The sequence below is a fragment of the Mycobacterium sp. KBS0706 genome (genome assembly GCF_005938675.2).
Lineage (GTDB): Bacteria > Pseudomonadota > Alphaproteobacteria > DSM-16000 > Inquilinaceae > Inquilinus.
The window spans coordinates 1-252 of the sequence record NZ_VCCH02000431.1; the positions used below are offsets into that span (position 1 = coordinate 1).

Below are 252 nucleotides of genomic sequence, written 5' to 3' on the forward strand. Positions count from 1 at the left end.
GGGCACCTCCTCGGGCTCGATGTCCATCCGGCCGACGTCCAAGATCGGGGCGGGGCAACGGCCGTTCTGGCCTCGGTTCGGACGCTGTATCCCTGGCTGCGCCACCTGTTCGCCGACGGGGCTTATGCCGGCGACAAACTGGCGACGGCGCTCGCCGAATTGGGACGGTGGACCATCGAGATCGTCAAACGGTCGGATACCGCCCAGGGCTTCGTCCTGCTGCCCCGGCGTTGGGTCGTCGAGCGCACCTTC

1 protein-coding gene is annotated in these 252 nt (G+C 68.3%); it reads left to right on the plus strand.

Annotated features, from left to right (window positions below):
• Positions 1–252 (plus strand): transposase (locus FFK22_RS42585; RefSeq protein WP_143957089.1); only part of this gene is annotated, 252 nt, incomplete at both ends.